The sequence below is a fragment of the Methylobacterium guangdongense genome (assembly GCF_038442355.1).
Taxonomy (GTDB): Bacteria; Pseudomonadota; Alphaproteobacteria; order Rhizobiales; family Beijerinckiaceae; genus Methylobacterium; species Methylobacterium guangdongense.
In genome coordinates this window covers 451,629-478,249 of sequence record NZ_JBBXMX010000003.1, presented here as the reverse complement: position 1 = coordinate 478,249, position 26,621 = coordinate 451,629, and the positions used below count along the sequence as shown (strand labels likewise).

The window sequence follows — 26,621 nt, the reverse complement described above, 5'->3', positions numbered from 1 at the left end:
GTCGATGGCGGCGCGCCCACAATGCGGCATGGTCGCGGCATGGTCGGGACCGCCCGCACTGTGCAGTTTGGCCCCCGGCTTCAGGCGCATTCCGCCTCGCGTGCGAGGGATGCACTCCTCGACAGATCGGGACGCCCGGTGGCGTTGGAAGTCTCGGGCCGGCCATGTCGGCCGGTGGAGGGACGGCGAGGCATCTTGGTGATCGATCCGGTCGTCAAGCCAACGTCCGGCGCCTCGACAGGACGGAGCGGCGTCCGATGTGTCTGGGGTATGAAGCGGGATGGGACGTTGTCCATCCACCCCGCGAGCGCGTGACCGGGCAGCACGGCAAACATCGCGATGCTGGCGAGAACGGGAACGATCTTGGTTCTCATGGCGGGACCCGTTTATTCACTTTGGAGCTTGGTGCTCCTTGCCTTGAATCCGTTCGTTTCGCGCTCATCGTTACGGCGTTGCGGGAATTCTTTTGATGCCGCGGTCCGCACCGCGATGGCCCGTCATCTTCGCCGACCGGCGTGGGGGCGGAGGACGCGCCGAGCCGGTTCGCTACCATCGAAGCAGGCGCGGACCCAGAAGCGCCCCCGCCAACGTGCACAGCGCGATGGTGCCTCCGTACCAGACGGCCACAAACGGGACGGTGTCGTCCATGCAATGCAGCGAGTAGCCGAGCGCGCTGACGGCGCCCGAGGCGAGGCCGACCAGGGCCCCCGCCCGCACCAGGTCCGTCGGCGCGCCGAACCGCCGGACCGCCCAGGTGACGACGGCGAACGGCACGACGGCGATCAGGGGGATCGAGACGAGGCATTCGAGCCAGGTGTGGCCGGAGATCAGGCCGTGCCAGTGCTCGCGCGGGGTCATCGCCAGGCTCGCCCCCGCCAGCGCCGCGACCGCGACGAACGGCAAGGCGGCGACCCCGAGATGGACGCGGCTCTCGCCTCCGGGCCTCGCGGCCCGGGCGAGGTATCGAAGCGCGAGCCCCCCGACCGCGGCCGCGAACACGAACTTGAAGGCGAGGAACACGAGCGGGCGGGTCTCCGTCAGGCCGGGGCGTACGCCCAGGACCGCGAGCGCGAGGCAGAGCGCAGCGCCGGCGCCGACGGCGACCGCCAACCCGAGCCGCCGGGTCATCCATGGGGTGCGCGCCGGCTCATTCTCGAAGCTGCTGCCCAGCAGGCCGATGAGTTCGTCGGTCTTCATCGCGCCTTGCCTCCCACCAAATTCGCCAGGGCCTTCAGGCCGCGGTGGACGCTCACCTTGACCGCGGTCTCGGTCATGCCGGAGCGCTGGGCCGCCTCGGCGGTGCTCAGGCCCTCCACCTTCGTCGACCGGATCGCGTTCCTCATCTTCGCCGGCAGGTGCGCGAGAAGCCGCTCGACGTCGAGCGAACTCTCCGCGGCAACATGGTCGTCGTGGGCCACCAGCACGCCCGCATCCTCGACGGGAACCTCGGCCGTCGCCGAACGCGTCCGGCGGAGGTGGTCGATGAGCTTGTAACGGGCGATGGCGTGGATCCAAGGCGTGACCGGCTGCGTGACGTCATAGGTATGCCGGCGCGCATGGATCACCAGAAGGGTTTCCTGGACCAGATCCTCCGCCTCGGTGTCGCCGCGTCCGGAACGGATCAGCTTGCCCTTGTAGTACGCGCGCAAATGCGACCCGAGACGCGAGAGGAAGAGCCGGTAGTCGGCGGCACTTCCTTCGAGACTCGCGACGAGCAACCCACGCAATTCCTCCTCCGTCCGGGGCACCGGGGCTAGGCGTGCGGGTTCGCAGCGTGCGCCATGAAGCTCAAAGTACGTCGCATCATTCGCCACACCGCAGCGCCCCCGACCTTCCCGCACCATGGGGTTGCGGGCGAGCATTCCATCCGGCCACCCATTTCAGGTGATCGGTCGTCCCAAGGCAACGGGGACCGCCCCGCCGCACCAAGATCTTTCCGCAATCGAGCCCGGAAAGGTTACAGCGTCTGCGGCATGCCCCCGCCGGCAGGCATGTGCCGCGTTTTATTGCCAAGTCTGTGCCTCGATCCTAAACCGCCGCCGGGCACGACAGGACGGGTCGGGCGGGCAACTTCCGGACCTTCGAGGGCACGCCGCCCGGCAATGGCGCTCCGAAGGGGCGAACCGGGACGGGACGACGGCGGCCCGTCCCGGTGCGGCGCGCCGTCCTTCGCGCCCGGCAATTCCAAGGGGTCCGGCGCGAAGCCGACCCATCCCGCCAGCGACACCTTCCTGGGAGTACGGTCATGATCGAGGTGATCCCGAACTGGCATCCGGTCGCGGTCCATTTCACGGTCGCCCTGCTCATCACGGCAAGCGCCCTCTTCGTCGCCGGGACCCTTCTCCGGACGTCGCCGTCGGGGATCGCCCTCACCGCGGCTGCGCGTTGGAACCTCGCGGTCGGCATCGCGGTCACGGCCGCGACCCTCGCCACCGGATGGTACGCCTACAACACGGTGGCGCACGACGCGGCCTCGCACGAGAACATGACGATCCACCTCCGCTGGGCCGTCGCCACCGCGCTGGTCTTCCTAGCCGCCGGCGGCTTGGCCTGGTTGGAGCGCCGGCGGGGCGCCGGTGCGGGCCTCGCGCTGCTGGCGCTTCTCGCCGGAGGTTCCGGCGCGCTGGCGGTGACGGGGTGGCTCGGCGGCGAGAACGTCTACCGCTACGGCCTGGGCGTCATGGCGCTCCCGAAGTCGGGCGACCACGTCCACCCCGGAAACGGCGGCCTCCCCCACGAGCATGCCGACGAACATGCCCACGACCACGGCCATGACCATAGCCAGGGACACGGCAGTGCGGACGGTCACGCGCCGGGGGACAATCGGGCCGCGCCGGATGCCGCGGCGGGAGGCGGCGATGCGGTGACGGCTCCGGAGGCCGCCGCTCCGCACGGCCACGTCCACTGACCGGGTTCGTCGCCGCCTGCCCCGTTCGCACTCCACCGGAAGGGGTCCTGCCAACGGGCGCGCGGCGACGAACCTCCGGAAGCGGCTTGTGGCGCAAATCCAACAGGATGTTTCTCCAAGACGTCCGCCTGTCCCGGTGGATTGCCGGTGTCGCCGGGTCGTGCAATGCTTCGGCAAGATTGGGCGGAGGTCCTGATCATTGATCTTTGTGCGCGCAGTGATGCTTTCCGTGCTCGCGTTGGCCTTGGCCATCGCGCCTGCGGCGCCGTGCACGATGGGCCACCGTGCCTCGATGCTCGACCACATCGCCGGCGCTTCCGCGGCGGTACCCCATGACCATCATGCGCGTGCGCGCCAGGACGGCGGCGATCCGGAAGGGCACGGGCGGACCGCGCTTCTAGAGGGGGCCCAGGACCTGCCGGCCGCGACCGCCGGCGACGACGGCTGCCCGGGCCATCGGCACCGCTCGAAGCGAACGGCCTGCCCGTCGCCCTGTTGCACGCTGGGCTGCCAGGCGGCGCTGCCGGCGGCGACCTGGATGGTCACGCCCCTGGTCCACACCGTCTCCGACCGCGTCCTGATCGCCCAGGAGGACGGGACCGTCGACGCGCATCCGCTCCGGATCGAGCGTCCGCCGAGGCTTGGCGCCTGACGCGCGGGGGCCGCTAGCGACTGCCCCCGGCCGCTCCGACACGACGGCCACCCATTCCGTTCCATGACCCGACGGCTCGGTCGGGCGCGACCCTGTCGCCGGCTCCAGCCGCGCGGCCGGCGCCGCGCCGGGCCCTGCTCTCGGCCGTCCGCCTCAGTTCGGGAAAACCAAGATGTTCAAGTTGCCGAGACCGGCCGCGCTCGCGGCGGTCCTGCCGCTCGCCGGCTGCATGCCCGCAGCCGTGCCCGTCGGCCTCGTCCTGCCCTCCGAACCCGGCGTGCCGGTCCCGCCGCCCCGATACGCGAAGGTGACCGGGGGCGTGAAGGATTTCCGCGTCGTCGAGCCGAAGGACTGGCGGGAGCTCAACCGGCAGGTCGCGCCGAGGTCCGGTTCCGGCGGGATGGAAGGCATGCCGGGCATGGACGGGATGCCCGGCATGGGCGGCAAGCGCGATTCCGGAGGCCGGTGATGGTCCGTCCCTGTAACCGAACGGGCGCACGCCTCGGACTACCTGGCATGGGATGCCTGTCGACCGCGCCGGGACGCACCGGTCCGACCACGCGCGCGCCAGGCGACATCGCCCGGACGCGTCCCGGGCGCTTGGCCGCGAGCCTGGCCATCCCGGCCCTCCTCCTGGGGGGCTGCGCGAGCTTCTCGCCGGACGCAGGCCTCTCCGTCGCCGGCGGCTACGCGGCGCTCGACCTGCGGAAGGACATCGTGAAGGCGGACGACCAGGGCATCGCGCCGACCGCGGACGCCCGGGTCGACGCGCTGCTGCGGCGTCCCCTGACGGCGGACGGCGCCGTGCAGGTCGCGCTGCTCAGGAACAGGGGCCTGCAGGCCGCCTTCAACGACCTCGGCGTCTCCGAGGCGCAGTACGTGCAGGCCACGCTGCCGCCCTCGCCGCGCCTCTCGATCACGCAATGGGGATTGGGTTTCAACACGGAGATCGAGCGCTCCGTCGCCGCCAGCGTGCTGGAGTTGGCGACGCTCCCGGTGCGTGCCGAGATCGCGCGGCAGCGGTTCACGGCCGATCAGTACAACGCGGCGGAGCAGGTCCTGCGGCTCGGGGGCGAGGCGCGGCGCCAATACTACCGCACCGTGGCGGCCAACCAGGCGACGGCTTTCCTCGAACAGGCCCTGGCCGGCGCCGGATCCGCGTCGACGCTCGCCACGCAGCTGGGCGAGACGGGCGCGCTGAACAAGCTGGAGCAGGCGCGCGAGCATGCTTTCTACAGCGAGCTCGGCGCGCAGCTCGCCAAGGCGCGGGTGCAGCAGCGGGCGGAGCGGGAGCGCCTGACCCGCCTGCTCGGGCTCTGGGGGCGGGAGATCGAGTTCCGGTTGCCCAACGGCCTGCCGGCCCTGCCCGGGAGGCTCGTCGACGGGCGCGCCATCGAGGCCGAGGCGATGAGCAAGCGGGCCGACGTGCAGGCCGCCCGCTTCGAGCTGCAATCGCTTGTGGGGCAGTTCGGGCTGAACCAGGCCAGCGGCTTCGTCAGCGTCTTCGATGCGGGCTTCGCGAACCGGTTCTCGCGGTCGAGGGCCGCGGGGGGCGAGGGCGGTGCCCCGAAGGTCGACAAGGCCAGCCTGAACGGGTTCTCGGCGGATCTCGTCGTCCCGATCTACGACTTCGGGGCCACCGCCGTGCGGGGCGCGCAGGAAAGCTACCTCGCCAGCGCCAACCGCCTGGCGGAGCGCGCGGTCAACGCCCGCTCCGAGGTGCGCGAGGCGTTCCAGCGCTATCGCGGCCAGTACGACATCACGCGGCATTACCAGACCAGCGTCCTGCCGCTGCGCAGGACGATCCAGGACCAGGCCCTGCTCCAGTACAGCGGCATGCTGCTGGACGTCACGACGCTGATCGTCGACGCCCGCGCCAGGATCCTGAGCAACATCCAGGCGATCGAGGCGCAGCGCGACTTCTGGATCGCGGCGACCGACCTCAAGGCGGCGACAGTCGGCGGCGGCTTCTCGGCAGACAATTTCGGCGGGGAGCCCGCGGGAGGCAGCCCGGGCACGAGCCTCGCCGTCGCGACGCCCGGCGGCTGAGCCAAGGAGCCCGATCCGCCCATGACATTCGGAGGGAGATCATGACCGACATCTCGCGCAGGGGCATCCTCGGGGCCGGGGGCCTCGTGCTCGCCGGCACGTCGATGATCAGCGGGCGGGTCCAGGCCGCGGGCCTGCCGGAGGCCCCGATCATGGACAAGGCGACCATGCAGCCCCCGCTCTACCCAAGCAGCGGGCCCGACTACCAGCCGGTGGTGACGCTCAACGGGTGGACGCTGCCCTGGCGCATGCGCGGCGACTGGAAGGAGTTCCACCTGATCGCCGAGCCGGTCGTGCGGGAGATGTCGCCCGGCATGAACGCGCGGCTCTGGGGCTACAACGGGCAGTCGCCGGGACCGACCATCGAGGCGGTCGAGGGCGACAAGGTCCGGATCTTCGTCACCAACCGCCTCCCGGAGGCGACCGCCGTGCACTGGCACGGGCAGACGCTGCCCAACGGCATGGACGGGGTCGCCGGGCTGACCCAGCCCGGCATCCCGCCGGGAAAGACCTTCGTCTACGAGTTCATCCTGAGGCGCTCCGGCACCTTCATGTACCACCCGCACTCGGACGAGATGGTCCAGATGGCGATGGGCATGATGGGCTTCTTCGTCGTCCATCCGCGCGACCCGGCCGAGCGGCGGGTCGACCGCGACTTCGTGTGGCTCCTGAACGCCTACGACATCGAGGCCGGGTCGTACGTGCCCAAGGTCAACACGATGCTCGACATGAACATGTGGTGCTTCAACAGCCGCGTGTGGCCGGGCATCGACCCCATGGTCGCGCGCCAGGGCGACAAGGTGCGGATGCGCTTCGGCAACCTGACCATGACCAACCACCCCATCCACGTCCACGGCGTCGACTTCAAGGTCACCGGCACCGACGGCGGCTGGATCGACGAGAACCGGCAGTGGTCGGAAGTCTCGACCGACGTCGCGGTCGGGCAGATGCGGGCCATCGAGTTCAACGCCGACAACCCGGGCGACTGGGCGATCCACTGCCACAAGTCGCACCACACCATGAACGCCATGGGCCACTCGGTCCGGACCTACATCGGCGTGAACATGAAGAGCACGGCCAAGCAGATCCAGAGGATCGCGCCGGGCTACATGCCGATGGGCTCGACGGGCGGCGGCATGATGTCCGAGATGGAGATGCCGCTGCCGGACAACACGCTGCCGATGATGACCGGTGCGGGCCCGTTCGGGTCCGTCGAGATGGGCGGGATGTTCACCGTCCTGAAGGTCCGCCCAGGGCTGGCGGCCGGCGATTACCGCGACCCCGGCTGGTACCGGCACCCGGAAGGCACCCTCGCCTACGAGTGGACCGGCGAGCCGATGCCCGAGCCGGCCCGCGCCCCGGACACGCCCAAGGGCCGGCGCGCGCGCCAGACCGACCTGCGGGCCGTCGATCCGCGAACGCGCCGGACGGCGTCGAATTCGGGCGGCCACGAGCACTGACGGGACGGCCACGGGCCGCCCGATGGCCTGCCGGGGAGCGCCTTTCGCGCGGCAGGCGAACCCGTTCGGAACGGGAGCGATCCCGTCCGAAGTCCGCCGCGCCGGTCGCCGATTCCCCTCAACGGCGCCGGTGCGGCGGTTCGATGGACCGAAGGAGTAGAGAAGCCATGAGACGCAAGATCACGCTCGCCGTTCTTTCCGCGGCCTTCCTGGCGGTCGCGGCGCCGGCGTGGGCGCAGTCCGTGAAGGGGACGGTGACGAAGGTCGACCCGGCCGCCGGCAAGGTGACGCTAGACCACGCCGCGATCCCGAAGCTCGACATGGACGCGATGACGATGGCCTACGCGGTCAAGGATCCCGCGATGCTCAAGGATCTCAAGGCCGGCGACAAGGTCGACTTCGACGTCGCCGAGACGGGCGGGGCCTACACCGTCACGAAGATCCAGAAGGCGAAGTAGCGCCCCTGAGGCGAGCCCTCGCGCGGCTTCCGCCCGGTCCCGCGCGGGGGCGCCGACACCTTGAGATGGAGCGACCATGCGACGCCTGATCCTGTCCGCCGCGCTCGCCGCGGCCCTCGTCGGCCCGGTCCCGGAACCCGCCGGCGCCCAGCCCGCGAAGGGCGCGCCGGCCGCCCTGGAACGGGCGCGCGAGACGATGGCGAACCGTTTCCGGGACACGAAGCTGACCGGCGACCCGGACCGGGATTTCGCCGAGCTGCTCATCGCCAGTTACGAGGAGACGCTGTTCCTGGCCAAGACGCAGCTCGACTATGGCGGGGACCGGCAGCTGCGGGAGACCGCCCAGAAGATCCAGGACGAGCAGCAGGCGAGGATCGACGCCCTGAAGCAGTGGCTGGTCCGCAGCCGCGAGGCCGGGTACCGGCCGCAGCCGAACCAGACGCCGTCGGGCGAAGGACCGCTTGACCGCCAGGCGAAGGGGGCCCCGGCCCAGGCCCGGCCCGAACCGCCTCCCGCGGAGAAGGCGGCCTCGCAGCCGGCCGCGCCGGCGTCGCCGTCCAACGCTCCCCTCGTCGCCGGGACCGTGAAGAAGGTCGACGACGCCGCGGGCAAGGTGACCCTCGACCACGAGACCATCCCGAACATCGGGATGGACGCGATGACCATGGCCTACAAGGTCCAGGACCCGGCCATGCTCAAGGGCCTGAAGCCCGGCGAGCGGGTGCGGTTCTCGGCCGACCGGGTGAACGGGTCCATCGCCGTCACGCGCATCCAGAAGGCCAAGTGATGGGGACCGGCCGACGGCGCCCGATCCCGGCCGCGGCGCCTCGCGCCCTCGGCGTTCTCCTCGGCCTCGCCGCGGCCGCCGGCGCGGCGACGGCGGCGGAGGGGCCGGGGGGCACCGCGGGAGCAGCCGCCACGGCCGTCGACGTCGGGAACGTCATGGCCGGCGGTCGAGCCGCCTATGGCGAACTCCTGGAGCGGGAGGCTTCGGCACGCGGGGTCCCGCCCGCGCTCGCCGAGGCGGTCGCGTTCGTCGAGAGCGGCTACGACGCCGGGGCCGTCGGAACGGTCGGCGAACTCGGGCTGATGCAGGTCCGCCCGGCCACCGCCACGATGCTCGGCCATCGCGGGCCGGCCGCGGAACTCCTCGACCCGGCCACGAACGTCCGCTTCGGCGTCGCCTACCTCGCACGGGCGTGGCGCCTCGCAGGCGGCGACGTGTGCCGCACCCTCGCCAAATATCGCGCCGGCCACGGCGAGGAGCGTATGACGCCGCGTTCCGTCGACTATTGCCGGCGCGCCCGCGACCGGCTGGCCGCCACGGGTTCGCCGCTTGCGGCGGTCGCGGCGTCGGCCGGCCGTGGCATCCCGCGGACATCCACATCGAAACCCCGCGCGGCGCCGACGGCCGTCACGCTCCTCGCGAACCGGTTCTGGGCCGCCCACGTCGCGCGCGTCCGGGCCGTCGAGATCCGGACCGCGCGGATCATGGGGGGCGGCTGATGCGGTCGGCAAGGGCGGCGCTCGCGCCATCGACCCAGGTGTGCCGGAGGTCGCCGGCGACGCGTGCGTGTCGATCCACGGTTGCCCGGGCGCGCCTTCGGCGAGGCGCGGCGGGCCTGGCATGACGTTCAAGCCCTACCCGCACGCGCGCGGCGACGGCTCCCTCGGCGAAGGATGGGCGATGCTGCGCGCCAGGGTGGCCCGGCGCATGGCCCTGGGTCTTTTCTCCGAGCGGGTCTCGATAGGCCTGACGCGCGACCTATCGGTCGCCGTCGAACCACCGGCCGCCAAAATCCCGGTCCGGCTGCGCGATTTCCGGCCGGACGACCTGCCGGTCCTCTTTCCCGTCGGTGGCGACAAGGCGGCCGAGCGCGAACGCGACGACGTCAGGTGGCGATTGCGCGCCGCCGCGCACGGGGTGCTGCCGAGCCGCTGCTTCGTGCTCGTCGATGAGGTGTCCGGCCGACCCTGCCACATCCAGTGGCTCACTGGCCCGGGTTACGGCGACGCGATCCGGCGGACCGGCGCCCTGCCGGTTCTGTCGGCCGAGGAGGCCATGCTGGAGAACGCCTTCACGCCGGCATCATTCCGCGGCCTGGGCGTCATGGCGGCCGCCGTGTACCTGATCGCCGAACGCGCCCGGGCTTTGGGCAAGCGACGCTTGGTGGCCTTCGTCGACGCCGACAACGCGGCCTCCCTCAAGGCGGTTCGACGGGCGGGCTTCACACCCTGTTCGATCCGGACCAGACGCCAGTTCGCCTTCGGCACCTTCCGCACAGTCCGATTCGATCCGAACGCGGGGCCCGTGCGTCGCGGAGGGGGCACCACGCCGAGGGACGATGGCGCCGGCGCCGGGGACGGCATTCCCTCGAACGGGGGCGCACGAAAGGCGGGGTCGCCGGATGACGGCTGAGACCATCGCTAGCGGAGGCCCACGACGCGCGCCCTCTCTTACCGGAAATACGGAACGAGCTGCCCCGTGACGGCAATCGAAGCCCTGCACAACCTCGCCCACAGGCTCACCGGCCTCGACTACCCGCACGGCCACTGGTGGATCGTCGCCGATGCCTTGCTCGTCTTCGTCATTGCGCCGGCTTGGACCGCGTGGCTCGTCGGCCGCGCCATGCTGCGCCGTCATCGGCGGTCGGCGGTTGCCTCCGGACCCGCCGATGCCCTGCGGGCCGGCCCGTCCCGCGGCCGCCGGCGTCGCGGCTTCGGGCTCCGTTTGGGCCGGCGCCTGGAGGCGTACGTTCTGGGTGCCACCCTCGGCATCCAGGTCCGCCTGGTCTTCCTGTCTCTCGCGACGCTGCCCGCGGCCTGGCTGACCCTTGAGATACCCAAGCACATCGTCAACCATGCCCTCGCCGACGCGCGGGGCGACGGGCATCCAGGAATGACGCTCCTGGGCCTCCCGCTCGGCCGCACGGAACTCCTGTTCGCCCTGTGCGCCGGCTACCTCGCCGTCCTCACCGGGAACGGGCTCCTGAAGTACGCGGCGAACCGGGTTCGCGGACGCGTCAACGAGCGCGTCGTGCGCCGCCTGCGCCTGGCCGTCCTGCGGCGCGTGCGCACGGAGCGCTCGGCCGACCGCCGCACGACGCTCGCCGCCGTGGCCGTCCAGGAGGTCGAGCCCATCGGCTACTTCGGCGGCAGCCTCGTCGCGGTCCCCATCGTGCAGGGGGGTGTGCTGGTCACGAGCGTCGCCTTCCTCCTGCTGCAGGACGTAGCCCTGGGCTTCGCCGCGCTGATCATGCTGCCGGTGCAACTCACGGTCCTGCCGCGCCTCCAGGGGCGCCTGAACGCGAAGGTGCGGCAACGGGTCCTCGCCACGCGCGCGCTCGGCGCCTTCGTCACCACGCCCGAGGCCGCCGAGCCGCCGGGCCTCGCCCCGTCCGTGGCGGGGCGCGATGCGCCAGCCTCGTCGCTGCGGCGGCGGATGGCCCATGTCGAGGAGCTTGAGCGGATCCGGATCGCCATCAACGACATGAAGGGCGGCATCAAGAGCCTGTACAACTACACGTCCAACCTCACGCCGTTCTTCTTCTTCCTGATCGGCGGATATCTCGTCGTGCAAGGCGGCCTCTCCCTCGGCGCCCTCGTGGCGGCGCTCGCGGCCTACAAGGAGATCGCGCCCGCCCTCCGGGAGCTGTTCGATTTCGCCCAGGATTGGTCGGACGCCGCGGCGCGCTTCGCCGAGGTCACGCGCGCCGTCGAGCTTCCGGCCAGCGTTCGGACGGGCATCGCGAGGTCGGTGTCGACGCGGGAGGCGGCCTAGCCGATGCGCGCTCACGCTATGCGTTTCCCCCATCGCGGACACGCCCGTTCCATCTCCCCGGGCCGCGCGCCGGACGAGGTTCCGGTGCGGCCGCCTCCGCGCGCGATGACGGACGGGCGCGTGACGCTCGGGAATCCACCATCGGCTCTTCCGGCCCCGGCGACGCCACGGGACCTGCGGCCGCCCGCGATGCGACCGCGCCACGGCTTTTCCCGGCGTTCGCCGGAGCGGGGCGTTCGCGGGGCCCGGTCGGTCGCGGCGTCCGGGCTCGTCCGGGCGCGCCTGGGCGCCTCGACGGAACGGGCGGCCGGGCGATGAGGATCGGGGAGGCGGCACGCGCCTGCGGGATCTCGCCCAAGATGATCCGCTACTACGAGCGCGCCGGCCTGATCCCGGCGCCGACGCGGTCGATCTCCGGCCATCGGGTCTACACCGAGGACGAGGTGCGCACGCTGCGGTTCGTGCACCGGGCCCGCCTCCTCGGCTTCTCGGTCGCCGACACCGCCATGCTGCTGCGCCTGTGGCACGACGAGGCGCGTGCCAGCGCCGGGGTGAAGGACCTGGCCATCCGGCGCGCGACCGACATGGAACGACGCGCCGCCGCGCTCGCGGACGCCGCGGCCTCGTTGCGGGATCTCGCAGGGACCTGCCCCGGCGACGACGGGCCGGAGTGCCCGCTGATCGACGCCCTCGCCCGCGAGCCCGGGCGGCCGGGCAGCGGGTCTGCTCCAGCCCCGTCGACGCGCATCGGGGCCCGCCAGACGAAATGACGGGCTCGGTCCGGGCGATTTGTCGATCCGGGACCGCGGCACGCCGGCCTCACCTACCTAGCGTGCGACCGTGTCGGAAGACCGCGGGTCAGCGCCCCTGCGCCGTGTTACCCGGCTGGGTGTGAAGCGAACGCCGGAGTTGATCGCATCGCGCGGCCAGCAAGGCCGGGGTCTCGCCCGGCGCGAGGGAGGCCTCGCCTCTGTCGGCGTCGGCACAGCGGCCGAGCATCTCGGGAAGCGTCCTCCCTTCCACGGCCCTGATCCCGAAGCCCTTCATCCCCGGCTCCGTGACGGCCTGCGCTTGTGCGGAACAAAGGCCGGCCACGAGCGACAGCGCGGCAAGGATCGGGCGGGAGGCGTGCGGCACGGTCGATTTCCACGGTTCGGCGAGGGAAGGCATCGCGGCCTCGGACGGCCACCCGGCGACACCGCATCGCGACGGCGTACGGTGCGTCGGGATGCGGTTCAGTACCAGAGGCGCAGTCCAGCCAGCGCCCGCAGGTCCCCGCTGCCCTCGCCGGACCGGCGTCGGTAGTCCGCCGTACCGCCCAGGAACTGCTGGTAGGAGAGGCCCACGTACGGCGCGATTTCGCGGGTGAATTCGTAGCGCAGGCGCAGCCCCATATCGATGTCCGACACGCCGGAACCGAGTTCGCGACCGCGGTCGGCCTTCGAGTAGGCGTTCATCTCGATCTGCGGCTGCAGGATCAGGCGCTGCGTCAGGTAGAGGTCGTACGAGGCGTTGCCCCGGAAGGCGAAGCGCCCGTTGTCGCTGGCATAGCCCGTGAGTTCGAGGTTCCAGAAACCGATGGCCAGCCCCTGGATGCCGAAGGCGGCCCAGGTGCGGTTGCGCAGGCTGTCGATGTCCGAGCGCACGCCCACCTGCATGTCGAAGTAGGTCGAGATCGGCCGGGCGTAGAGGGCCTCATGATCGCCGTCGGAGAAGCGGCCGCGGTTGTCGGCGTTGTAGCGACCTTCCGACTTCAGCCACAGCTTGTTGTAGTCGTCGCCGATCCAGGCCTGACCGTCGTAGCGGAAGTAGCTCTCGCTTCCGAGGCGGCCCTCGAACTGGTCGAGGAAGGCGTGGGCGTAGACCCGGTCGTCGAGAATCGGGTTGCCGTAGGGCGCCGCCCCCTGGAGCGTGTCGGATCCGAGGCGGGTGCCGCCGTTGAGAAGGCCCGTGACACTCTGGGCGAGCGCGGCCGAGGGCGCGAGGGCGAGGAGTGACAGGGCGAGGACGAGGGTTGCCGGCGCGCGCATCAGGCCCCCCTCGGCAGGACGCGGAGGGTGCGGAACATGCCGGCCTCGAAATGGTACAGGATGTGGCAGTGCAGCGGCCATTGCCCGGTCGCAACCGGCGTGACCAGCATCGACAGCTTCTCGGCAGGGGCGACGCTGACGGTATGGAGGTAGGGTCGGTGCCGGCCGTGACCGTTCTCCAGCTCCATCCACATGCCGTGCAGGTGGATCGGGTGGCTCATCATCGTCTCGTTGACCATCACGAGCCGGAACCTCTCGCCGACGGTCACGTCGATGGGGCCGACCTCGGTGAACTTCTTGCCGTCGAATCCCCAGATCATCCGCTGCATGTTTCCGCTGAGCCGGAGCACGATCTCGCGCGTCGGTGGGCGGTCGTCGACGGCGGGGTTGATCGAGCGCAGGTCGGCGTAGGTCAGGACGCGGCGGTTCAGCTGGTTCAGGCCGTCGCCCGGGATGCGGGTGCGGTCGGAAAGCATCTTCGGCTTCATCTGGACCTCGACGCCAGTCTCGTCGAGTTCGACGCCAGGCGGCAGCTTCGCCATGGGTTGGTGGCCCGCGAGGCGACGCTCGTCTGGGACGATCTCGCGGGCGTGCTCGCCGAGTATGCCGCCGATGCGCGAGCCGTCGGGGTAGGACGCGCCGATCTGGTCGCGGCCCATCATGCCCTGCATGCCCATGTCGGTCATGGTCCGCAGCGGCCGCGGGTCGAAGGGCGGGATTTCCGCCTCCATTCCCGACCGGGGCGCGAGCGTGCCGCGGGCGTATCCCGAGCGGCCGAGGTCCTGCGCGAAGATCGTGTAAGCCCGTGCCTCGCGCGGGCGCACGATCACGTCGTAGGTCTCGGCCACGCCGATGCGGAATTGGTCGACCTGCACCGGGACGACGTCGTTGCCGTGGACGTTGACCACGCTCATGGTCAGCCCGGGGATGCGCACGTCGTAGTAGGTCGCCGCGGAGGCGTTGATGATGCGCAGCCGGACCCGCTCTCCGGGCCGGAACAGCGCCGTCCAGTTGGCCCCGGGCGGCTGCCCGTTCATCAGGTAGGTGTAGGTCTCGCCGGACGGCGCCTCCAGGCCGGAAGGGTCCATGCGCGACTCGGACTCATGCCAGCGCTCCTTGACCGTGTCGGCGAGCCCGCTGCGCTCGGAGTCGGCGAAGAACGTCCGCACCGTGCGCTTGCCGAAGTTGTAGTAGTCGGCCTGGTACTTGAGCTTGTTCTGGATGCGCTCGGGATCCTCGTCTGTCCAGTCGCTGAGGAGCACGACGTAATCTCGGTCCGCCTGGACCAGGTCACGGCCGCGCGGCTCGATGATCAGCGCACCGTAGACCCCCTTCTGCTCCTGGTAGCCCATGTGGCTGTGGTACCAGTAGGTGCCGCTCTGCAGCACCGGGAAGCGGTAGGTGAAGGTCTCGCCCGGCTGGATGCCCGGGAATTCCAGGCCCGGCACGCCGTCCATGTCGTTGGGCAGGATGATGCCGTGCCAGTGCATGCCCGTCATCTCGGGCAGTTCGTTGCGGACGTTGATGGTGACGACGTCGCCTTCGCGCCAGCGCAGCACCGGCCCGGGAACGCCGCCGTTGATGGTGTTGGCCCAGGTCGGCGTGCCGGTCTTGTCGACCGTGCCGCGGGCCAGGGTGAGGTCGTACGTGGCCGCCCGCGGCACCGTGGGCTCGCCCGGGCTCGCCAGGGCGAAGGCGGAACGGTCGTGCGCCGCGAGGCCCACGGCGGCGCAGGCGCCGAGGCCGGAGACGAACCTTCGACGGGTCGGAGAGGGATTGTTCTTCGGAATCGACGCCACCTGCGGCCTCTCAGATGGGCCACGGCGCGGAGCCGGGCGACATGTCAGGTTGCCGTGAGGCTGCCGCCTTCCCACGTGGGAGGATCAAGCCGGCAGTCGCGCCGCCGGCGCGTTCCGTGCTCGATGTGATCGCGGGGCAACACCGCCTTCGGGCGCGTGGAGCGCCGCGTCGGCGCGACGTGGTTTATCCCCGCCCGACCTGTTGCGTTCCGAGGTTGGCTCCATCTGCGCCCGCCGCATCCCTTCCTTCGTGTCGCGGGTGGACGGACGTGACGGTGCCGTGACTTGCGTCGAGCCGGCATCTGCGCTTGGGAGGATCCGCCCTACGCCGCGACCGATGCCGGCGACGTCGCCGGCATCGACCGATGGCACGTGTGCCGCCGGCCGGTCTCGATCCCTCACGTCGCCCGCGAGATCGGCTTGGCGATGGCAAGGACGCCCTTCAGGCCGCTGCCGAAGCGGGCGATGGCCTCGCGATGGCCGCGGAGTTCGCTGTAGGGAAGATAGCGCAGGTCCAGCTCCGCGACGCGGGAGAACGCCGGCCGCGCGAACTGGGCGCGGACGTCGCCCTCCCGGTCGTCCGGTGCGACCAGGAAGAAGTTGCGGGCCGTGGCGCCCTCGACGCCGAGCGCGAGGTCGAGCATGCGCACGATGCCCGAGTAGATGCTGGTCGTGTGCTCCACCTCGAACGCGGCCGCCACGTCCGCGGTCCCCTTGCCGATCCAGAGCACGTCGATCAGGCGCACCGTCTCCGTCGACCCCTTCGCGGCGAGGCTCGCCGGCAGGCGGTCCAGGCAGCCGTCGGACAACCGCCCTGACGCGTAGGCCCGGTTGCCGTCGTTCGAGGCGATCCAGACGTCGTAGCCCAGGGCGAGCCCGAGGTCGCGCAGCCAGCCCTGGACCTCGGTGTGCGTGTGATCGGCGTCGCGCCCCGCCTGGACCGACCGCGACGCCGTCTCCGCCGCTTCCGCGCGGACGCGGTCGAGGTCCTCCCGCCAGCGCGCCAAGGCTCCGTCCTCATCCCGGTCCGGCAACGGATAGCGACCCGATCCGACGTCGAACAGGAATCCCGCGACGGCTCCGAAATCATTGGACAGCAGCGCCCGATGGGTCTCGTTGAGCTCCACGATGCCGCGCCGCATCGCCAGGTACTCGTCCCAGCGCCCGAGCTTCACCTTCGCGCCCGTGAGCGCGTTGTACCCCTTGACGATGGCGGTGTTGAACGGCGGCACCCAGGTCGGGTGCAGGAAGTAGAGGAGGTTCGCCGCGGCCGGTCCCAGGCCCTTGATCCGCGCCTGGTCGAGCGCGTGGACGGCGGCGAGCACCTGCGCCTCGGCGTTGCAGCACAGGCAGGCATCGAGGAAGCGCCCGAACACGACCTGGTTCGCCCGGTCCTCGTAGATGTCGGGGATGCGAAGCTTGGGTTTCCAGAGGAAGGCATGGTCGGCCCCCTTGAACACCTGCCTCTGCTCCGCGACCGAATGGACGACGGTCTCAAGGGAAGAGCCTCGGTAGGCATTACCGAACGTGTCGGCCCTGATCTCGTCGACAACGGCTTGCAGGCCGCGCCGGATCGAACGGAAGTTCTTGATGCGCTCCTCCCAGAGGAACCATGTCCGGTAGGAGGCCCCTGGGTCCTCCCGCCAGTGCCGGATGAGATTGGCGACCGTGGCTTGGTTCACGCGTCTGGTCCGTCCATTTGTTGGAAGGGCGGATTATCACGGACGCTCGTCGGTGCCGCCATTGCGCCAACGGTACCCCAGGGGGGTTCCGCGGGGATTGTGCCACCCCGTCGCCGCCCGGCAACGCGGGAGGCGGGCTCCTGAATATCAGGCCTGGCAAGGCCGCCTGCGTCGGAGCGGAGCAAACGCGTCCATTTCAAACACCTACCCCGTTCACGGGTAGTTATGTCGAGCATCTTTTAGACGGGCTCAACCGGGTGTTCCGAGCCGGGATGGCATCGGAAGGCGGTCCCCGTGGTGAACCGCGAGCAGCCCGGCGCCGGTCACGGCACGTTCGCCACTTTCGGCTCCCGTTGGCGGATATCTGGCAGGCGGCTTCGAACGGGAGGTCCGCAGGCATGTTTGCATCCGGGGGGAACAGGCGCGGTCAGGACGTCAAACCCGAATCGACCGACATGTTCGAGGACAGGAAAGACTTTCGGCAAGCACCCGCCTGTGAGCGCACCGTCCTGGGAGCTGACCGGTAATCGGCCCGGTATCCTAATGGCCCGATGCGGACGGGCCATCACCGCGCCGGCGGTTCCGAAACGACGGCCCTGCGACTTCGCCGCCGACGCGCCTCACCCGATCCTCGGGCCAGCGTGGGCGTCGCCCGCTTCCGGCCGTGCGGCCCACAAGGCGCACGCCAGGCCGACGTTGACCAGCGCAAGCACGACCAGCAGACCGTAGGCCGCGTCCGCGCCGCCGTAGGCGAACGCAACGGCCCCGAGCGAGGGGGCGATCGCCTGTGCGATCAGGCCCGGCCGCGCCAGGCGGCCCACCAGGACCGGGTACCGCGCCGGGCCGAACAGCGCGAGCGGTACCGTACCCCGGGCAATCGAGTAGATCCCGTTGCCGGCGCCGTAGAGGACCAGCGCGACACCCACCGCCGGTATCCCCAATGCTAGGACGGCGAGCGCGGACACCACCAGGGCTATGGCCACGGTAAGGGTCCAGAGCGGGTGCTGCCGCCCCTTGTTGGCCATCTCCAGGACGCGCGCACCGACCTGTGCCGGCCCGATCAGCGCGCCGTAGGACACCGCCGCGGCCAGCGCCACGCCGCGTGCCTGCAGCAGCGTGATCAGGTGCACGGAGACCAGCGTCATCACTGTGCCTCCCAGCATCAGGACGCCTGCCATCAGCAGGAAGGCCCGGCGCTCGCGGGCGGTGAGCGGCCCGTCCTCTCGCCGCCCGCCGTCCCGGCCACCGGCCAATATCGGCGGCTTCGGGATCGTGCCGAGCACGAGCGGCAGGGTGACGAGGACGTGCAGCCCGGCATAGGCAAGGCAGGCCCCACGCCAGCCGGCCTGCTCGACGAGGAAGGCGGACAGCGGCCAGCAGACGGTGCTGGCGAACCCGCCCCACAGCGTCAGCGTGGTGATGGCGGGACGGGCCTCAGCGCCGTAGAGCCGGCCGAGGGTGGCGAAGGCAGGATCGTACAGGCCGCAGCCCATGCCGAGCCCGATGAAGACCCACCCCGCGAGGACCGGAAGGCTCGGGGCCAGGCCGATCACGACGAGACCCGCCGCCAGCAGCAGCGCGGCCAGCGCCAGGACGGGGCGACCGCCATGGCGGTGGATGGTAAGGCCGACAGGGGGCGAGGCGAAGGCGGCGACCAGCAGGCCGATGGACAGGCCGCCGACCACCCAGGGGAGCGGCCAGGCGGTGTCGTTCGCGATGGGAGCGGCGAGCACCGCCGGCAGGTAGAAGGAGGAGCCCCAGGCGAGGATCTCGACCACGCCCAGGGCGGAGATGACGAAGAGGCGGCTGTGGCCCTCAGACCTCACGGGGGGTAGGCTTCAGCGCCGCTCCCTTGCCGGCGGCCCCGCGCTCGTACCAACCCTGGGTGCGGTTTACGATCCACACGACCGAGAGCATCACAGGCACTTCGATCAGCACGCCGACCACGGTAGCGAGCGCCGCGCCCGAGTTGAACCCGAACAGGCTGATGGCGGCCGCCACCGCGAGCTCGAAGAAGTTCGAGGCGCCGATCAGCGCCGAGGGGCCGGCCACGCAATGCTGCTCGCCCGCGGCGCGGTTCATGAGATAGGCGAGCCCCGAGTTCAGGTAGACCTGGATGAGGATGGGTACGGCCAGCAGGCCGATGACCGCCGGCTGGGCCAGGATCTGCTCACCCTGGAAGCCGAACAGCAGCACCAGTGTCGCCAGCAACGCCACCAGCGACACCGGCCCGAGCCTGGCGACAAGCCGGTCGTGGGCGGGCTGGCCACCAGACGCAAGCAGGCTCCGCCGAACCACCTGCGCGACGATGACCGGGATGACGATGTAGAGCACCACCGACAGCACCAGCGTGCCCCAGGGCACCGTGATCGCCGATAGGCCGAGCAGCAGACCGACGATGGGCGCGAAGGCCACCACCATGATGGTGTCGTTGAGCGCCACCTGGCTCAGGGTGAAGTGCGGCTCGCCCCGGGTTAGGTTCGACCATACGAACACCATCGCGGTGCAAGGGGCGGCGGCGAGGATGATCAGGCCGGCGATGTAGCTGTCGATCTGCTCGGCGGGCAGGTACGGGCGGAACAGGTAGCCGATGAACAGCCAGCCGAGCGCCGCCATCGAGAACGGCTTCACGGCCCAGTTCACGAACAGCGTCACGCCGATGCCACGCCAGTGCCGGCCGACGTGGCGCAGCGAGGCGAAGTCGATTTTCAGCAGCATGGGGATGACCATGAGCCAGATCAGCACCGCCATCGGCAGGTTCACCTTGGCGACCTCGGCCGCGCCGACGGCGTGGAAGAAGCCCGGCATGACGTGGCCGAGCGCGACGCCGGCCACGATGCAGAGGGCGACCCAGAGGGTCAGGTAGCGTTCGAACAGGGACATCGGGATTCCTTAGGCGGTTGCCACGCGGCGGCCGCTCTCGTCGACCACGCGCTCGCCGTCCTCCTTCACGAACTCGCCCTGTTGCTCCGGCAGCAGGTCGAGCACCGCCTCGGACGGGCGGCACAGGCGCACCCCCTTCGGGCTGACCACGAGCGGCCGGTTCAGCAGGACCGGGTGGGCCTCGACGGCGTCTAGAAGCTGCTCGTCGGCGAGCGCAGGGTCCCCGAGGCCGAGCTCGGCGAAGGGCGTGCCCTTCTCGCGCAGTGCGTCCCGCACCGTGATGCCGGCGCGTGCGAGCATCTGCCCGATGAGCGTCCTGTTCGGCGGGGTCTTGAGGTACTCGACCACGTGCGGCTCGATGCCGGCGTTGCGGATCATCGCAAGCGTGTTGCGGGACGTGCCGCAATCCGGGTTGTGGTAGATCACGATGTCCATCACGCGACCTCCGGGCGGGCCGAGGTCGCGCCGGCGAGCTGGCCGATCTCGCGGACCTTCGACGAGAGGGCGACCGGGTCCAGGCTGCCGAGCGGCAGCGCGACGAAGGCGGCGATCCGGTTCCTGAGGTATCGCTGCGCGGTGACGAAGGCGCGCTTGCGCTCCATCTCCGAGCCTTCCGCCACGGCGGGGTCCTCGATGCCGCAATGCGCGGTCACGGGCTGGCCCGGCCAGTAGGGGCAAGCCTCGCCGGCGGCGTTGTCGCAGACGGTGAAGACGAAATCGAGGACCGGGGCGCCGGGGGCGGCGAACTCGTCCCAGGACTTCGAGCGAAGGCCCTCGGTCGGATAGTCGCTCTCCCGCAGCACCTGGAGCGCCAGCGGATGCGGCTCGCCCTTGGGCTGGCTGCCGGCGGAATAGGCCCGGAAGCGGCCGCCGCCATCCTTGTTGAGCATCGCCTCGGCAAGGATCGAGCGGGCCGAGTTGCCGGTGCAGAGGAACAGGACGTTGTACGTGGGCTCAGGCATGGACGGCGTCTCCAGTGGTGCAGTCGCAGGCGGCGAGCGCGGCCACGGCCGGGGCACAGACTTCCGGATGGCCCTGGCAGCAGTCGCGCATGAGGAACTGGACCAGCTCCGACAGTGCCGGGTAGGCGGCGCTGTAGATGATCGAGCGGCCCTCGCGGCGGGAGGTGACCAGCCCCGCGTGGCTCAGTTCCTTGAGGTGATGGGACACGGTGGCCGCCGACACGCCGACCGCGTCCGCCAGGACGCCGGAGGCCAAGCCGTCCGGGCCTGCGGTCACGAGCGCCCGCACCAAGCGGAGGCGATGTTCCTGCCCGAGGGCCAGGAAGGCTGCGAGGGCTTGCGTCTCGTCCATCGTCGGTACAATTATCAAATTACCATTTGAACGTACAGGAATGCAGATCCTTGGACAAGCCCATCCAGCCCTTCACCGATGGCCTGCCGAACCTGAGCGAGGCGCATTTTGAGGCGCCGACCGCCGAGCGGGTATCGGCGACGGCGCCGCTCACCCACGCTCCCCGCTTCCTGATCCTCTATGGCTCGCTGCGGGAGCGTTCCTTCAGCCGCTTTCTCGCCTACGAGGCGGCGCGCCTGCTTGAGGCCATGCGCGGCGAGGTGCGCATCTTCCACGCGGCCGGGCTGCCGCTGCCCGACGACGCCACTGCCGACCACCCGAAGGTGCAGGAACTGCGCAACCTCTCGATCTGGTCGGAGGGCCAGGTCTGGGTCAGCCCCGAGCGGCACGGCAACATGACCGGCGTGATGAAAGCCCAAGTCGACTGGTTGCCCCTCAGCGAGGGAAGCGTGCGCCCGACCCAGGGCCGCACCCTGGCCGTGATGCAGGTCTCTGGCGGCTCCCAGAGCTTCAACGCGGTCAACAGCCTGAGGGTGCTGGGGCGCTGGATGCGGATGATCACCATCCCAAACCAGTCGTCGGTACCGATGGCCTACAAGGAGTTCGACGACGACGGCCGGATGAAGCCGGGGCCGCTCTACGACCGGATCGTGGACGTTTGCGAGGAGTTGATGAAGTTCACGCTGCTCACCCGCGCGCGGGCCGACTACCTCGTCGACCGCTACTCCGAGCGCAAGGAACGGGAGCCTGAGCGGCTGAAAGCCGTTGCGGCCGACATCGGGTTCGCGAGTGGCGAGCATGATCCGGACCGAAGGAGGCCCGGTCTCCCTCACGGGTGACCGCCGCGGCGCCCTGGCGGTGGCGGAGGAGGATGGCAGCCTTCCTCTCAGCTTGCATCATGCACCCATCCGCAGGAGGCGCGGGGCGTCCGCGGTTACGAGGACCGCGAGGCCGGTGTCGGCCAGCATAACGGGTCACAGCGAGCACCGCCTTCGTGTTTACGGCGATAGCGATGTTCGCCCGGATGACGGCGACTGTCCGGAGGAAGAGCGCCGTCGTGGCCGCCACGTCGCCGACATCACCCGCGCGGCACCGCGGCATCGGCAGTCTTCAGGGCGACGTCGCTCTCGCCCTCCTTCAGGATGCCGGGGTCGGCCGTCACGAGCGCGCGCGTCGTCGATGCCTTCGCCGCCCTTCGGCATGCGTAGCTCAAGCTGCTTCGTGCCGACCATTTCCCAGGCATGCGCCGGACCTGCCACCCCGAGGAGGATGGCAGCGCAGAGCATGCAGGCCCTGAGAAGGTAGGGTCGCATGGGGCTGGCTCCGGAGGCAGACGCCATCGAGGTCACAGGCGGGTCGTCAGGTCGGTGAGCCACGGCGGCGAGGCGTTGACCAGGACAGTCTCCGCAGCCATGTCGTAGCCCGTGGCGATCATCAGGCCGGTGGCCACGAGGATGGCGCCCAGGGCGACCTTTAGCCCCTTGCCGAGCCTCATCATCCGGTCGCGCCAGCGCATCAGCATCTCGCGGGACAGCGTGCCGAGGATGGCGCCCAGGGCGACCTTTAGCCCCTTGCCGAGCCTCATCATCCGGTCGCGCCAGCGCATCAGCATCTCGCGGGACAGCGTGCCGAGGAGCAGGAGCGGCAGGGCGGCGCCGAGGCCGAACAGAAGCATCGTCGCCGCCACCGTACCCAGGTCCCGACCCTGCGATGCGAGGAGGGACGCGGCCCCGAGGGTCGGCCCGACGCAAGGGCTCCAGACCGCGCCGAGCAGCAGCCCGACCCCGAACTGTCCCAGAAGCCCGGCGGTCGAGAAGCCACTGAACCGGCTCCCGGTCCAGTTGCTCACCGGGCCGGCGGCGACGGCAAGTCGGGTTTGGGCGGCCGGAACCATCAGGACGAGCCCGATCAGGACCAGCATGATGGCCGCCACGGTGTGGAAGACATCGACGTCGAGGCCGAGGGCGAACCCCCCGGTCGCCACGAACAGCCCGATGGCCACGAAGGACAGCGCGAGGCCGGCAGCCAGGGCGGCGGGGCCGAGCCGGTGCTCCGATTCGGCCGCGCCCAGAACCAGCGGCAGCAAGGGCAACGCGCAGGGTGACAGCACCGAGAGGATGCCGGCCAGGAACGCGAGGCCGAACGTGGTGGCCATGGCCGGCCTACAAAGCCTTCTCGACGGCGCCTTCGATCCACTCCGGCTGGGTATCGCCGACCGAGCGCCCCGTCTCCTTCTCACCCTTGAAGGTGATCAGGGTGCTCTGCGTCGTCACACCAAACCGCTTCAACACGTCCATGCGGCTGTCGAAGTCGACGTCGAACACCTGGAGGTCCTTGAACCGGGGTTGGGCTTCCAGCTTGGCCAGGAACGGTTTCTGCGCCGCGCAAACGGTGCACCACGGCGCGGTGACATGGACGAGGATCGGCTTGCCCGTCTTCTGGGCGGCCTCGAAGGCGTCGGGAGTGAAGACGGCTTCGGCAGCATTCGCGGCGGTACCGAACAGCAGGGGAGCGGCGGCCAGGGCGCCGAGCAGGACGCGACGCGCGATCATGGGTCGTCTATCTCCTTTGCGATGGGTCGAGGCTTCCGCCCGATTCAGTTGGACGCCTGGGTGACGGCACGGTCGGCATTCACGCGCTCCGACCAGTCCTTGGCCTCGGCCTGCCCCTTGAGGTCGATCAGTTTGGCGCTGTCGACATCGACGTTTTTGAAGTCAGCGCCCGTGACGGTGGCGCCGGTCAGGTTGGCGCCTGACAGGTCCGAGCCCATCAGCACCACGTCGGTGAGGTCGGCGTCCTTCAGGTTCGCGTACTCCAGGCGCGACCGGCCGAGGTTGGCTCCCTTCAGGTTCGCGCCGGAGAGGTTCACCGAGGTGAACACCGTCCGCATCAGGCCCATGGACTGGTTCTTGATGTCGGCCCCACCCTTGAGGTCGACCAACGTCGCGCCGCTCATGTTGGCGCCCTTGAAGTCTCCGATGGGCATGGAGCGGCTGAGGTCGGCGCCACTGAAATTGGCGTCCCGCGCCGTGATCCCGAACATCCTCGCGCCCGCGAGCTTGGCGCCGGACAGGTCGGCCTTCAGGAACCATGCCTGTTCGAGGTTCGCACCGCTGAGGTCCGCCCCGCGCAGGTTGGTGTTGTTCAGGCGCGCCGTCCGTAGGTTGACGCTCCGGAGGTTCAGCCCTGAGAGATTGAGCCCGGAGAGGGACTTGTCGTGCAGGTCGACCGGCTTGCCGTCCGCGGCCTTGATCATCGCCTCGACATCGGCGCGGCTCATCTCGGCCTTGGTCATGGCGGGCGAGGACATGTCCGCCCCGAGCAGCAGATCCTGTTCGGCCGAGGCGGGGCCGGCGGCGAGTACGGCGAGCATGAAGCTGAGGGCGAGGCGGCGCATCCGTTCACTCCTGGCGGGCGCCACACATGGCCGGCGCCTTATCGTGTTCGTTGTGTCGCGATGCTATGCCGGCCCGCTGCACCCGGTCGGTGACCCAGGTCACACAAGTCCGGCGCGGCGGGAGAAAAACACAACGCGCGCCGGACGATCAGCCCGTCGTCATGGCCGGGGGACTACGCCGCCATGACTGATGCCCAGAAGGTCGAACGTTGGATCGACCGATTCCCGCTCCTGCAGGCGCTGAGCCCGGCGCACCTCCAGATCGCCCGGGGGACGGTGCATTTCCCGGTTCTGGACGCGGGCGCCATCGCCTACGAACTCGACGGCGAGTGCGCCAACTACCTGATGTGCCTGGAGGGCCGCACGCGCATCTTCCGCATGTCGGAAGGTGGGCGCGAGGTGCTGATCTACAAGGTCGGCCCGGGCGGCACCTGCGCCCTGACCACACAGTGCCTTCTGTCCGGCGGCAACTTCCCGGCACAGAGCGTGGCCGAGGAACGGACCGAGCTGGCGGCGCTACCGGTGAGCACGTTCCAGCACCTGATGGGCGAGAGCGCCGCCTTTCGCAGCTTCGTCATGGACGACTACACCCGGCTGATGTCCGGCCTGTTCACGCTGATCGACCAGGTCGCCTTCGCGCCGCTCAAGCAGCGCCTCGCCCAACGGCTCCTGGCCGAGGCGGACCCGCGGGGCGTGGCCGCGGTGACTCACCAGAAGCTCGCGGACGATATCGGCAGCGTGCGCGAGGTGGTAAGCCGCATCCTGGGGCAATGGGCCGAGGCGGGCCTGATCGAGGTCCGGCGTGGCGCGGTCGAGATCGTGGACCGCCCCTGCCTGGAGGCCGCGGGTCGGCGGTGACTTGCGGCCTGTCGCCTCCCCGGTCATGATCAGGCCGGATCGACGGTACCGCCGGCCTTCGCCAGGGCCGGGAAGCCGCCGGCGACATGGGCGACGGGGCCGAGGCCCATGTCGTTAAGCGACTTGGCGGCCAGGGCCGAGCGGTTGCCGGAGCCGCAGTAGAGCACCAGGCGCTTGCCACCGCCGAGTTCGGCCCGGTGGGTCGGGCTCGCGGGGTCGGCCTGGAACTCAACGAACCCGCGGGGCACGTGGACGGCCCCGGCGATCCTGCCTGTCTTGGCCAGTTCCTCGCCCTCGCGCACGTCGACGAGCACCGTGCCGGGTTGGCCGAGGCGCGCCAGCGCCTCCTCGGCCGTCAGGGTCTCCACCTCCCGGTTGGCCTGCGCCACCAGGTCCTTCGCGCTGATCGTGGTCATGCTCGTCTCCGTCATTCGCCCCACGCCGCGCCGTCGAGGGTGTCGAGCGGGATCTTCAGGTAGCGGCGGCCGTTCGCCTCGGGCTCGGGCAGGCGCCCGCCGCGGATGTTCACCTGCAGGGAATGCAGGATGAGCTTCGGCATCGGCAGTTCGCGGTCGCGGGCCTCGCGCATCGCCACGAACGCGTCCTCGGTCGGGGTCTCGACGAGGTGCGGATTCTCCGCCCGCTGCCGGGCGACGGTGCTTTCCCAGGCCGCCGCCCGGCCGCCCGGGCGGTAGTCGTGCCCGGTGAACAGCCGCGTGTCGTCCGGCAGGGCCATGATGCGCCGGATGCTGCGCCACAGCGCATGCGCGTTGCCGCCCGGGAAGTCCGCCCGAGCCGAGCCGCTGTCGGGCATGAACAGGGTATCGTGGATGAAGGCGGCATCGCCGATCCGGTAGGCGATGGAGGCCATGGTGTGGCCCGGCGTGAACATCACTTCGACGTCGAGGTCGCCGATCCGGAAGCGCTCGCCGTCGGCGAACAACCGGGACCACTGCGAACCGTCCGTCCGGAACGTGTCCGGCAGGTTGTACAGCCCCTTCCAGAGCCGCTGCACGTCAACGACCTTCTCGCCGATGGCGGTCGGGACGCCCGTCCGGTCGTGGAGGTAGCCGGCCGCCGAGAAGTGGTCGGCGTGCGGGTGCGTGTCGAGAACCCACTCCAGGGCGTAGCCCTCCCGCTCGATATGGGCGAGCAGAGCGTCGGCGGACCGGGTCGCGGTCGCGCCGGACTTCGGGTCGAAGTCGAGGACCGGGTCGATGATCGCGCAGCGCTTCGTCTCGGAGTCCGCGACGACGTACTGGATGCTGCCGGTCGGCTCGTCGTGGAAGCCGGTCACGACGGGATGCCCGCGCAGGGCTCCGGCGGTCTGGTTCGACATGGACCTCCTCC

30 protein-coding genes are annotated in these 26,621 nt (G+C 70.4%); 13 read left to right on the top strand and 17 right to left on the bottom strand.

Annotated elements, in window-relative coordinates; all coding sequences use genetic code 11:
• Window positions 1-546: 546 nt before the first annotated feature.
• Entirely contained in the window at window positions 547-1,197 is a 651-nt protein-coding gene (locus AAHG09_RS09410) for an NrsF family protein (protein ID WP_010682436.1), read from the bottom strand.
• Window positions 1,194-1,862 carry a sigma-70 family RNA polymerase sigma factor gene (locus AAHG09_RS09405; protein ID WP_412760007.1) on the bottom strand — a complete coding sequence of 223 codons (669 nt, stop codon included), beginning with the start codon at window positions 1,860-1,862 and terminating at the stop codon, window positions 1,194-1,196. Before AAHG09_RS09405 ends, AAHG09_RS09410 begins: the two co-directional genes overlap by 4 nt.
• Window positions 1,863-2,245: 383 nt before the next feature.
• Here AAHG09_RS09405 and AAHG09_RS09400 point away from each other — a divergent pair, with 383 nt between their 5' ends.
• The 11 genes from AAHG09_RS09400 (at window position 2,246) to AAHG09_RS09350 (ending at window position 12,078) form a co-directional block, all read left to right on the top strand.
• On the top strand, window positions 2,246-2,908 hold the full coding sequence (locus AAHG09_RS09400; protein ID WP_010682438.1) for a DUF2231 domain-containing protein: 663 nt from the start codon (window positions 2,246-2,248) through the stop codon (window positions 2,906-2,908).
• Between the two features lie 274 nt (window positions 2,909-3,182).
• Window positions 3,183-3,560 (top strand): hypothetical protein, encoded by a 378-nt coding sequence (locus AAHG09_RS09395; protein WP_127991785.1) that lies wholly within the window; start codon window positions 3,183-3,185, stop codon window positions 3,558-3,560.
• A 172-nt stretch (window positions 3,561-3,732) separates the two neighbouring features.
• On the top strand, window positions 3,733-4,029 hold the full coding sequence (locus tag AAHG09_RS09390) for a hypothetical protein (protein ID WP_010682440.1): 297 nt from the start codon (window positions 3,733-3,735) through the stop codon (window positions 4,027-4,029).
• A gap of 47 nt (window positions 4,030-4,076) precedes the next feature.
• The gene (locus AAHG09_RS09385) at window positions 4,077-5,609 is read left to right on the top strand and encodes a TolC family protein (RefSeq protein ID WP_010682441.1); all 1,533 of its coding nucleotides are present in this window, start codon (window positions 4,077-4,079) and stop codon (window positions 5,607-5,609) included.
• Between the two features lie 41 nt (window positions 5,610-5,650).
• Window positions 5,651-7,069 (top strand): multicopper oxidase family protein, encoded by a 1,419-nt coding sequence (locus AAHG09_RS09380; protein WP_010682442.1) that lies wholly within the window; start codon window positions 5,651-5,653, stop codon window positions 7,067-7,069.
• A 167-nt stretch (window positions 7,070-7,236) separates the two neighbouring features.
• A complete protein-coding gene (locus AAHG09_RS09375) occupies window positions 7,237-7,527 on the top strand; it encodes a copper-binding protein (RefSeq protein ID WP_010682443.1) in 291 nt (96 codons plus the stop codon).
• 76 nt (window positions 7,528-7,603) lie between these two features.
• On the top strand, window positions 7,604-8,314 hold the full coding sequence (locus tag AAHG09_RS09370) for a copper-binding protein (RefSeq protein ID WP_010682444.1): 711 nt from the start codon (window positions 7,604-7,606) through the stop codon (window positions 8,312-8,314).
• Window positions 8,314-9,033 (top strand): transglycosylase SLT domain-containing protein, encoded by a 720-nt coding sequence (locus AAHG09_RS09365; RefSeq protein WP_010682445.1) that lies wholly within the window; start codon window positions 8,314-8,316, stop codon window positions 9,031-9,033. The genes AAHG09_RS09370 and AAHG09_RS09365 overlap by 1 nt, the downstream gene beginning before the upstream one ends.
• Window positions 9,034-9,073: 40 nt before the next feature.
• Window positions 9,074-9,946, top strand: a complete 873-nt coding sequence (locus tag AAHG09_RS09360) for a GNAT family N-acetyltransferase (RefSeq protein WP_342106769.1) — start codon at window positions 9,074-9,076, stop codon at window positions 9,944-9,946.
• Between the two features lie 66 nt (window positions 9,947-10,012).
• The gene (locus AAHG09_RS09355) at window positions 10,013-11,308 is read left to right on the top strand and encodes a hypothetical protein (RefSeq protein WP_010682447.1); all 1,296 of its coding nucleotides are present in this window, start codon (window positions 10,013-10,015) and stop codon (window positions 11,306-11,308) included.
• Between the two features lie 314 nt (window positions 11,309-11,622).
• Complete coding sequence (locus AAHG09_RS09350; RefSeq protein ID WP_051072117.1) at window positions 11,623-12,078, top strand: MerR family DNA-binding transcriptional regulator; 456 nt, start codon at window positions 11,623-11,625, stop codon at window positions 12,076-12,078.
• 88 nt (window positions 12,079-12,166) lie between these two features.
• Here AAHG09_RS09350 and AAHG09_RS09345 read toward each other — a convergent pair whose 3' ends face one another.
• The 9 genes from AAHG09_RS09345 to AAHG09_RS09305 form a co-directional block, all read right to left on the bottom strand.
• On the bottom strand, window positions 12,167-12,478 hold the full coding sequence (locus AAHG09_RS09345) for a hypothetical protein (RefSeq protein ID WP_127991786.1): 312 nt from the start codon (window positions 12,476-12,478) through the stop codon (window positions 12,167-12,169).
• Between the two features lie 65 nt (window positions 12,479-12,543).
• Window positions 12,544-13,338, bottom strand: coding sequence for a copper resistance protein B (locus tag AAHG09_RS09340; protein WP_010682450.1), 795 nt, complete (start codon window positions 13,336-13,338; stop codon window positions 12,544-12,546).
• Window positions 13,338-15,137 carry a copper resistance system multicopper oxidase gene (locus tag AAHG09_RS09335; RefSeq protein ID WP_010682451.1) on the bottom strand — a complete coding sequence of 600 codons (1,800 nt, stop codon included), beginning with the start codon at window positions 15,135-15,137 and terminating at the stop codon, window positions 13,338-13,340. Before AAHG09_RS09335 ends, AAHG09_RS09340 begins: the two co-directional genes overlap by 1 nt.
• A 398-nt stretch (window positions 15,138-15,535) precedes the next feature.
• The gene (locus AAHG09_RS09330; protein ID WP_127991787.1) at window positions 15,536-16,819 is read right to left on the bottom strand and encodes a type II restriction endonuclease; all 1,284 of its coding nucleotides are present in this window, start codon (window positions 16,817-16,819) and stop codon (window positions 15,536-15,538) included.
• Window positions 16,820-17,439: 620 nt separating this feature from the next.
• Window positions 17,440-18,645 carry an MFS transporter gene (locus AAHG09_RS09325; RefSeq protein ID WP_010682453.1) on the bottom strand — a complete coding sequence of 402 codons (1,206 nt, stop codon included), beginning with the start codon at window positions 18,643-18,645 and terminating at the stop codon, window positions 17,440-17,442.
• On the bottom strand, window positions 18,635-19,702 hold the full coding sequence (gene arsB, locus AAHG09_RS09320) for an ACR3 family arsenite efflux transporter (protein WP_010682454.1): 1,068 nt from the start codon (window positions 19,700-19,702) through the stop codon (window positions 18,635-18,637). The genes AAHG09_RS09325 and arsB overlap by 11 nt, the downstream gene beginning before the upstream one ends.
• A 9-nt stretch (window positions 19,703-19,711) precedes the next feature.
• Window positions 19,712-20,137 (bottom strand): arsenate reductase (glutaredoxin), encoded by a 426-nt coding sequence (arsC, locus tag AAHG09_RS09315; RefSeq protein WP_010682455.1) that lies wholly within the window; start codon window positions 20,135-20,137, stop codon window positions 19,712-19,714.
• A complete protein-coding gene (locus AAHG09_RS09310) occupies window positions 20,137-20,664 on the bottom strand; it encodes an arsenate reductase ArsC (RefSeq protein WP_010682456.1) in 528 nt (175 codons plus the stop codon). Before AAHG09_RS09310 ends, arsC begins: the two co-directional genes overlap by 1 nt.
• The gene (locus AAHG09_RS09305; RefSeq protein ID WP_010682457.1) at window positions 20,657-21,016 is read right to left on the bottom strand and encodes an ArsR/SmtB family transcription factor; all 360 of its coding nucleotides are present in this window, start codon (window positions 21,014-21,016) and stop codon (window positions 20,657-20,659) included. Before AAHG09_RS09305 ends, AAHG09_RS09310 begins: the two co-directional genes overlap by 8 nt.
• 50 nt (window positions 21,017-21,066) lie before the next feature.
• Here AAHG09_RS09305 and arsH point away from each other — a divergent pair, with 50 nt between their 5' ends.
• Window positions 21,067-21,855: an arsenical resistance protein ArsH gene (gene arsH / locus AAHG09_RS09300; protein WP_010682458.1), complete on the top strand. Its 789-nt coding sequence runs from the start codon at window positions 21,067-21,069 to the stop codon at window positions 21,853-21,855.
• A 239-nt stretch (window positions 21,856-22,094) separates the two neighbouring features.
• Here arsH and AAHG09_RS09295 read toward each other — a convergent pair whose 3' ends face one another.
• The 4 genes from AAHG09_RS09295 to AAHG09_RS09280 all read right to left on the bottom strand — a co-directional run bounded on the left by AAHG09_RS09295 (window position 22,095) and on the right by AAHG09_RS09280 (window position 24,413).
• Complete coding sequence (locus AAHG09_RS09295; RefSeq protein WP_280178356.1) at window positions 22,095-22,229, bottom strand: hypothetical protein; 135 nt, start codon at window positions 22,227-22,229, stop codon at window positions 22,095-22,097.
• A gap of 132 nt (window positions 22,230-22,361) precedes the next feature.
• Entirely contained in the window at window positions 22,362-23,171 is an 810-nt protein-coding gene (locus tag AAHG09_RS09290) for a cytochrome c biogenesis CcdA family protein (protein WP_127991788.1), read from the bottom strand.
• A 7-nt stretch (window positions 23,172-23,178) separates the two neighbouring features.
• Window positions 23,179-23,568, bottom strand: a complete 390-nt coding sequence (locus AAHG09_RS09285; RefSeq protein ID WP_010682460.1) for a thioredoxin family protein — start codon at window positions 23,566-23,568, stop codon at window positions 23,179-23,181.
• A 44-nt stretch (window positions 23,569-23,612) separates the two neighbouring features.
• Window positions 23,613-24,413, bottom strand: coding sequence for a pentapeptide repeat-containing protein (locus AAHG09_RS09280; protein ID WP_010682461.1), 801 nt, complete (start codon window positions 24,411-24,413; stop codon window positions 23,613-23,615).
• 183 nt (window positions 24,414-24,596) lie between these two features.
• Here AAHG09_RS09280 and AAHG09_RS09275 point away from each other — a divergent pair, with 183 nt between their 5' ends.
• On the top strand, window positions 24,597-25,271 hold the full coding sequence (locus tag AAHG09_RS09275; protein ID WP_010682462.1) for a Crp/Fnr family transcriptional regulator: 675 nt from the start codon (window positions 24,597-24,599) through the stop codon (window positions 25,269-25,271).
• A gap of 29 nt (window positions 25,272-25,300) precedes the next feature.
• On the opposite strand, the gene AAHG09_RS09270 is transcribed toward AAHG09_RS09275, so the two are convergent.
• Both AAHG09_RS09270 and AAHG09_RS09265 read right to left on the bottom strand, forming a co-directional pair.
• The gene (locus AAHG09_RS09270) at window positions 25,301-25,687 is read right to left on the bottom strand and encodes a rhodanese-like domain-containing protein (RefSeq protein ID WP_010682463.1); all 387 of its coding nucleotides are present in this window, start codon (window positions 25,685-25,687) and stop codon (window positions 25,301-25,303) included.
• Window positions 25,688-25,698: 11 nt separating this feature from the next.
• Window positions 25,699-26,610, bottom strand: a complete 912-nt coding sequence (locus AAHG09_RS09265; RefSeq protein WP_024827702.1) for an MBL fold metallo-hydrolase — start codon at window positions 26,608-26,610, stop codon at window positions 25,699-25,701.
• Window positions 26,611-26,621 lie beyond the last annotated feature (11 nt).

Coding starts and splice junctions, on each gene's coding strand:
- AAHG09_RS09410 (WP_010682436.1), bottom strand. CDS start 1,197: ATGAAGACCGACGAACTCATCGGCCTGCTGGGCAGCAGCTTCGAGAAT.
- AAHG09_RS09405 (WP_412760007.1), bottom strand. CDS start 1,862: ATGCTCGCCCGCAACCCCATGGTGCGGGAAGGTCGGGGGCGCTGCGGT.
- AAHG09_RS09400 (WP_010682438.1), top strand. CDS start 2,246: ATGATCGAGGTGATCCCGAACTGGCATCCGGTCGCGGTCCATTTCACG.
- AAHG09_RS09395 (WP_127991785.1), top strand. CDS start 3,183: ATGGGCCACCGTGCCTCGATGCTCGACCACATCGCCGGCGCTTCCGCG.
- AAHG09_RS09390 (WP_010682440.1), top strand. CDS start 3,733: ATGTTCAAGTTGCCGAGACCGGCCGCGCTCGCGGCGGTCCTGCCGCTC.
- AAHG09_RS09385 (WP_010682441.1), top strand. CDS start 4,077: ATGGGATGCCTGTCGACCGCGCCGGGACGCACCGGTCCGACCACGCGC.
- AAHG09_RS09380 (WP_010682442.1), top strand. CDS start 5,651: ATGACCGACATCTCGCGCAGGGGCATCCTCGGGGCCGGGGGCCTCGTG.
- AAHG09_RS09375 (WP_010682443.1), top strand. CDS start 7,237: ATGAGACGCAAGATCACGCTCGCCGTTCTTTCCGCGGCCTTCCTGGCG.
- AAHG09_RS09370 (WP_010682444.1), top strand. CDS start 7,604: ATGCGACGCCTGATCCTGTCCGCCGCGCTCGCCGCGGCCCTCGTCGGC.
- AAHG09_RS09365 (WP_010682445.1), top strand. CDS start 8,314: ATGGGGACCGGCCGACGGCGCCCGATCCCGGCCGCGGCGCCTCGCGCC.
- AAHG09_RS09350 (WP_051072117.1), top strand. CDS start 11,623: ATGAGGATCGGGGAGGCGGCACGCGCCTGCGGGATCTCGCCCAAGATG.
- AAHG09_RS09345 (WP_127991786.1), bottom strand. CDS start 12,478: ATGCCTTCCCTCGCCGAACCGTGGAAATCGACCGTGCCGCACGCCTCC.
- AAHG09_RS09340 (WP_010682450.1), bottom strand. CDS start 13,338: ATGCGCGCGCCGGCAACCCTCGTCCTCGCCCTGTCACTCCTCGCCCTC.
- arsB (WP_010682454.1), bottom strand. CDS start 19,702: ATGTCCCTGTTCGAACGCTACCTGACCCTCTGGGTCGCCCTCTGCATC.
- arsC (WP_010682455.1), bottom strand. CDS start 20,137: ATGGACATCGTGATCTACCACAACCCGGATTGCGGCACGTCCCGCAAC.
- AAHG09_RS09310 (WP_010682456.1), bottom strand. CDS start 20,664: ATGCCTGAGCCCACGTACAACGTCCTGTTCCTCTGCACCGGCAACTCG.
- AAHG09_RS09305 (WP_010682457.1), bottom strand. CDS start 21,016: ATGGACGAGACGCAAGCCCTCGCAGCCTTCCTGGCCCTCGGGCAGGAA.
- AAHG09_RS09290 (WP_127991788.1), bottom strand. CDS start 23,171: ATGGCCACCACGTTCGGCCTCGCGTTCCTGGCCGGCATCCTCTCGGTG.
- AAHG09_RS09285 (WP_010682460.1), bottom strand. CDS start 23,568: ATGATCGCGCGTCGCGTCCTGCTCGGCGCCCTGGCCGCCGCTCCCCTG.
- AAHG09_RS09280 (WP_010682461.1), bottom strand. CDS start 24,413: ATGCGCCGCCTCGCCCTCAGCTTCATGCTCGCCGTACTCGCCGCCGGC.
- AAHG09_RS09275 (WP_010682462.1), top strand. CDS start 24,597: ATGACTGATGCCCAGAAGGTCGAACGTTGGATCGACCGATTCCCGCTC.
- AAHG09_RS09270 (WP_010682463.1), bottom strand. CDS start 25,687: ATGACCACGATCAGCGCGAAGGACCTGGTGGCGCAGGCCAACCGGGAG.
- AAHG09_RS09265 (WP_024827702.1), bottom strand. CDS start 26,610: ATGTCGAACCAGACCGCCGGAGCCCTGCGCGGGCATCCCGTCGTGACC.